Annotated in this window: 5 protein-coding genes and 1 pseudogene; 3 read left to right on the top strand and 3 right to left on the bottom strand. The window is 69.5% G+C overall.

The features are described from left to right. The coding region (locus GA0115259_RS30580) for a GNAT family N-acetyltransferase (protein ID WP_370748791.1) at window positions 1-199 on the bottom strand (199 nt) is incomplete at its 3' end. 162 nt (window positions 200-361) lie between these two features. Here GA0115259_RS30580 and GA0115259_RS30575 point away from each other — a divergent pair. Together GA0115259_RS30575 and GA0115259_RS30570 are read left to right on the top strand one after the other, a co-directional pair. Next, entirely contained in the window at window positions 362-1204 is an 843-nt protein-coding gene (locus GA0115259_RS30575) for a TIM barrel protein (protein ID WP_093603011.1), read from the top strand. 69 nt (window positions 1205-1273) lie between these two features. Continuing rightward, window positions 1274-2164, top strand: a complete 891-nt coding sequence (locus GA0115259_RS30570; RefSeq protein WP_093603009.1) for a 2-hydroxy-3-oxopropionate reductase — start codon at window positions 1274-1276, stop codon at window positions 2162-2164. A gap of 288 nt (window positions 2165-2452) precedes the next feature. Here GA0115259_RS30570 and gcl read toward each other — a convergent pair whose 3' ends face one another. After that, entirely contained in the window at window positions 2453-4231 is a 1779-nt protein-coding gene (gene gcl, locus GA0115259_RS30565; protein ID WP_093603007.1) for a glyoxylate carboligase, read from the bottom strand. Window positions 4232-4496: 265 nt separating this feature from the next. Here gcl and GA0115259_RS30560 point away from each other — a divergent pair, with 265 nt between their 5' ends. Then, complete coding sequence (locus GA0115259_RS30560) at window positions 4497-5309, top strand: hypothetical protein (RefSeq protein WP_093603013.1); 813 nt, start codon at window positions 4497-4499, stop codon at window positions 5307-5309. Window positions 5310-5342: 33 nt separating this feature from the next. On the opposite strand, the pseudogene GA0115259_RS30555 reads toward GA0115259_RS30560, so the two are convergent. Next, window positions 5343-5668, bottom strand: a pseudogene (locus tag GA0115259_RS30555) (phosphoribosyltransferase); the annotation flags it as partial.

Here is a 5668-nt window from a genome sequence, read left to right as displayed (position 1 = left end):
GCAGCCCGCGCCCGGCGAGTCGGTCGAGCCGCTCCCGCCAGGCGGCGGGGTCCGGCGGTGTCTCCTCGAAGGTGACCACGCTGTGGACGACGTAGTACGCGAAGATCGCGGCCACGGCATCGAGGTCTCCGGGCGCGGCCGGGCGGACCACCGCCTCGCACGACATCGGCGCCGTCGAGTCGATCCGCACCACAGACATCCCTCCTTCTTCGGACGATCATCACAGGACCATACTGACCGGCTGCTGCCGGATTTCCGGTGTGTTCATCCGTGGCCTCTTGACAGCCCAGGAGCCCCGGAGGCAGGCTTTCCATCAAGCAGAAGATAACTTCCGCAATACGGAAGGAGCGCTTGACTCCTCATGGCCCCTCTCACCACGAACGGGCGCGGCGCAGAGCAGCGCTTCGATGTGAACCTGTCCATCCTCTTCACCGAGCTCCCTTTGCTGGAGCGTCCCGCCGCCGCCGCGGCTGCGGGCTTCGGCGCCGTGGAGCTGTGGTGGCCCTGGATCGACACCCCCACGCCGCCGCAGAGCGAGCTGGACGCCCTCAAGCAGGCGCTCAACGACGCGGGCACCCAGCTCGTGGGGCTGAACTTCTACGCCGGACAGCTCCCGGGACCCGACCGCGGGGCGGTCTCCGTACCCGGTGAGGAGGCCGAGCGGTTCCGCGCCAATGTCGAGGTCGCGGCGGCCTTCGCCGCCTCCGTCGACTGCCCGGCGCTCAACGCGCTGTACGGCAATCGCGTCGAGGGCGTCGACCCGCACCTCCAGGACACCCTCGCCCTGGACAATCTGGTGCTGGCCGCCCGCGCGGCGAGCGAGGCCGGATCGATCCTGCTCATCGAGGCGCTCAACAAGCCGGAGTCGCCGCTCTATCCGCTGGTGAGCGCGGAGTCCGCGATCGAGGTGGTCGACCGCGTCAACGAGGCCACCGGGCTCGACAACGCCGCGTTCCTGCTCGATCTCTACCACCTGTCGATGAACGGCGAGGACCTGAACGAGGTCATCGACCGCTATGCCGACAAGACCGGCCATGTACAGATCGCGGACAACCCGGGCCGAGGCGCTCCCGGCACCGGAGCGCTGCCGCTGGACGATCTCATCGGGCGGCTGCGGAAGGCCGGTTACGCCGGCTGGATCGGCCTGGAGTACAAGCCGGGCGACCGTCCGAGCGCCGAGGCCTTCGACTGGCTCGCCAACTGACCACCATCACGTGACCACCGTCATGCGCGTGTCGAGACGCACGCACGTGTGCCGAAAGAGGGCAGCCTCATGAGTAATCCTCCCAAGATCGCGTGGATCGGCCTCGGCATCATGGGCTCGCCCATGTCCGAGAATCTGATCAAGGCCGGTTACCCGGTGACCGGTTACACCCTGGAGCAGCCCAAGCTCGACCGGCTGGCCGCGGCCGGCGGCACGGTCGCGGGCTCGGTCGCCGAAGCGGTACGGGACGCCGATGTGATCGTCACGATGGTGCCCGCCTCCCCGCAGGTCGAGGCGATCGCCTATGGCGAGGACGGCATTCTGGAGAACGCCCGCAGCGGCGCGCTGCTCATCGACATGTCGTCCATCACCCCGCAGACCTCGGTGGATCTGGCCAAGAACGCGGCCGAGAAGGGCATCCGGGTGCTGGACGCGCCGGTCTCCGGCGGCGAGGCCGGGGCGATCGAGGCGGTCCTCTCCATCATGGTCGGCGGTGAGCGGGCCGACTTCGACGAGGCCAAGCCGCTGTTCGACGCCCTCGGCAGAACCATCGTGCTCTGCGGACCGCACGGCTCGGGCCAGACGGTGAAGGCCGCCAATCAGCTCATCGTCGCGGTCAATATCCAGGCGTGCGCCGAGGCCGTGGTCTTCCTGGAGAAGTCCGGTGTGGACCTCGCGGCGGCGCTCGATGTCCTCAACGGCGGTCTGGCCGGCTCGACCGTGCTGACACGTAAGAAGGACAACTTCCTGAACCGTGACTTCAAGCCGGGCTTCCGGATCGATCTGCACCACAAGGACATGGGCATCGTCACGGACGCCGCCCGCAATGTGGGTGCCGCGCTTCCTGTCGGTGCCGTGGTCGCCCAACTGGTCGCCTCCCTGCGCGCGCAGGGCGACGGCGGGCTGGACCACTCGGCACTGCTGCGCTCCGTGGAGCGCCTCTCCGGCGACCAGGTCTGAGTCCCAGGAACTCCTCAGGACTCCTGGGACCAGGACCGCCGCCGGACCTCAGAACCCGGGCGGCGCCGGCGCTGACACCTGTCCTGTCGCGCCCAGGCGCCGGCGCCGCCCGGAACCACGCAGGCGAGCGCGGAGCACGGAATCCCCCGTGCTCCGCGCTCTTCCGCGTTCCACGGGCTTCCGCGTTCCACGGGCCCGTACAAAGCCGACGGCCTCCGCACCGGATTCTCTCCGGTGCGGAGGCCGCGTCCGTCCGCCGCCGCTCGGTCGGTCGGGGACAGCGGCGGATCAGGTCAGCGGCAGGATCTCCGTGGGCGCGTGCCACGGCTCCGTGGCGATGTCCTCGAACTCGTTCACGCTCGCGATGTCGCTGCCGCTCATCGAGATGTTCGTGACGCGTTCGAGGATCGCCTCGACCACGACCGGCACCCGGAACTCGGCGGCGAGCTTCTTCGCCTCCTCGAAGGCCGGCAGCAGCTGATCGGGCTCGGTGACCCGGATCGCCTTGCAGCCGAGCCCTTCCACGACCTTGACATGGTCGACGCCGTACACGCCCAGCTCGGGCGAGTTGATGTTCTCGAACTCCAGATTGACCTGGAAGTCGATGTCGAAGTTGCGCTGCGCCTGACGGATCAGCCCCAGATACGAGTTGTTCACCAGCACATGCACATAAGGGATACGGTGCTGCGCGCCGACCGCCAGCTCCTCCAGCATGAACTGGAAGTCGTAGTCGCCGGAGAGGGCGACGACCGACGCCTCCGGATCGGCGACGGCGACTCCGAGCGCGGCGGGAACGGTCCAGCCGAGCGGGCCCGCCTGGCCGCAGTTGATCCAGTGGCGCGGCCGGTAGACATGCAGCATCTGCGCGCCGGCGATCTGCGAGAGTCCGATGGTGGTGACATACCGGGTCTCGGGACCGAAGGCGCGGTTCATCTCCTCGTACACCCGCTGCGGCTTGAGCGGCACATTGTCGAAGTGCGTACGGCGGTGGAGCGTGGCCTTGCGCTGCCGCGCGGAGGCGGCCCACGCGGCGCGGTCGGGCAGCTCGCCCGCGTCCTTCAGCTCCTTCGCGATCTCCACGAAGAGCTCCAGGGCGACCTTGGCGTCGGAGGCGATCCCGTAGTCCGGCGGGAAGATCTTGCCGATCTGGGTGGGCTCGATGTCGACATGGACGAAGGTCCGTCCCTGCCGGTAGACATCGAGCTTTCCGGTGTGGCGGTTGGCCCAGCGGTTGCCGATACCGAGGACGAAGTCCGACTCCAGGAAGGTCGCGTTGCCGTAGCGGTGCGAGGTCTGGAGGCCGACCATGCCGGCGTTCAGCTCATGGTCGTCCGCGATGGCGCCCCAGCCCATCAGCGTGGGAATGACCGGAGTACCGGTCAGCTCGGCGAACTCGACCAGCAGTTCGGCGGCGTCGGCGTTGATGATGCCGCCGCCCGCGACGATCAGCGGGCGCTCGGACGCGTTGAGCAGCCGTACGGCCTTCTCGATCTGCGCGCGGCTCGCGGCCGGCCGGTAGACCGGCAGCGGCTCATAGGTCTCCGGGTCGAACTCGATCTCGGTGAGCTGGACATCGAGCGGCAGATCCACCAGGACCGGACCGGGCCGGCCCGAGCGCATCAGATGGAAGGCCTGCTGGAGGACGCCGGGAACCTGCGCGGCCTCCAGGACCGTCGTCGCGGCCTTGGTGACGGGCCGGGCGATGGAGGCGATGTCGACGGCCTGGAAGTCCTCCTTGTGGATCACCGCGGTCGGTGCCTGGCCGGTGATGCACAGGATCGGGATCGAGTCACCGGTCGCGGAGTAGAGGCCGGTGATCATGTCCGTGCCGGCGGGCCCCGACGTACCGACGCAGACGCCGATATTGCCGGGGTGGGTACGGGTGTAGCCCTCGGCCATGTGCGAGGCGCCCTCGACATGGCGGGCGAGCGTGTGCTGGATCCCGCCGGATGCCTTCAGGGCCGCGTAGAAGGGATTGATCGCGGCGCCCGGCACACCGAACGCGTTTGTCACGCCCTCGCGCTTGAGGATCTCAACTGCCGCTCGGGCAGCGGTCATTCGAGGCATGGAGTACTCCTGCTTCGGCCGGCGGATTCGGGCTCTGTCGCGCCACCTGAGAGTCGATTCCGTAATGCGGAAGTTTAGTTCTGCTATATGGAATCAATCTAAGGTGGACTCCGTACCGCGTCAAGGGATGGCCGAGATGACCGAAGAGCCTCGCCTGGGCCTCGCTCTTGGTGGACGATGGGACACCGAGCGCGACGGATCGCGGCGGGAGAGGGCCGACGGCCGGAGAGGACTGCGGGGCCGGAGGGCCGGAGAGGGGCGCGTGGTGGCAGAGAGCGTGTGGGTGAGCTGTCCGTCCTGCGGCGGCCGGCATGCCTTCGAGGTGTCGGTCTATCCCTGCGCGTGCGGAGCTCCGGTGGCGCCCGCGCCGGTCGGCGGCGTACCGGTGCAGCCGGTCACGTACCGCAGCTGGGCGGAGGAGTGGGTGGCCGTCCGCTGTACGGCGTGCGGACGCGAGGACCAGTGGCCACGGCCTGAGCTGGGCTGTCCGTGCGGGACGGTGCTGCGGATTCCGGTACGGGAGGACGGCGGTACGGGTACGGGTACGGCTCTGGCGAGGCCGGCGGAGCCGTCGGTCCCTGAAGCCGGGCCGGCGGCCGGGCCGGCTTCCGCAGGACCACACCCCCCAGGACCGCATCCCGCGGGACCGCCCGCGTATATCCCGCTGCCGCGGACCGCGGCGTCACCGCGCCCGTCGTTCCGTCCGCTGACGATCCGTACCGCGCATGACGCGGTCACCGCGGCGGCGCTCTATCTGCGCTGGCTGGGCTTCGAGGGCGTCGTCCGGGCCGGAGAGGGAACGGAGGGCGCGCCGTATCTGATCGACCTGTGCGGCCCGGAAGTGGTCGCCCAGGTGGAGCCGACCACCCGGCCCGCCAATGTGCGCTCCGTCGAGTGCCTCTGGCTCAACGGCCTGGGCGCCTCGGCGCTGGGCGTCTTCTTCTCCCTCGCCGGCTACGCGGACGACGCGCTCGCCCGCGCCGACGATCTGGGCATTCCGCTCTTCGTCATGGACCTCACCGGCACTCCTCGGCCGGTCAACGGCGCGGCGGACGAACTGGTCTCGACCGGCGCGTAACCTCCTCCGCCGCACGGTGCCACGCCTTCGTCTTCAGTGCGTCCGGCCGGGCCCGGACATCGCCGCCGCTCCGTGCGGTGTCATGTGCTGGGTGAACCACTCCGTGGCCAGATGGGCCACCGCTTCCAGGGCGCCGGGCTCCTCGAAGAGATGGGTCGCTCCCGGCACGACGGCGACCTGGTGTTCGCAGCGCAGCCGTCCTGCCGCCTGCCGGTTGAGCCGCAGTACCTCGGTGTCCGTGCCGCCGACGATGAGCAGTGTGGGTGCCCGCACCTCCGCGAGCCGGCCCGCCGCCAGATCGGGACGGCCGCCACGGGAGACCACCGCCGCGATGTCCGCATGCGGCTCGGCCGCCGGCA

It is taken from the genome of Streptomyces sp. MnatMP-M17 (assembly GCF_900091995.1).
Lineage (GTDB): Bacteria > Actinomycetota > Actinomycetes > Streptomycetales > Streptomycetaceae > Streptomyces.
This window is presented reverse-complemented; position numbering and strand designations above follow the sequence as displayed.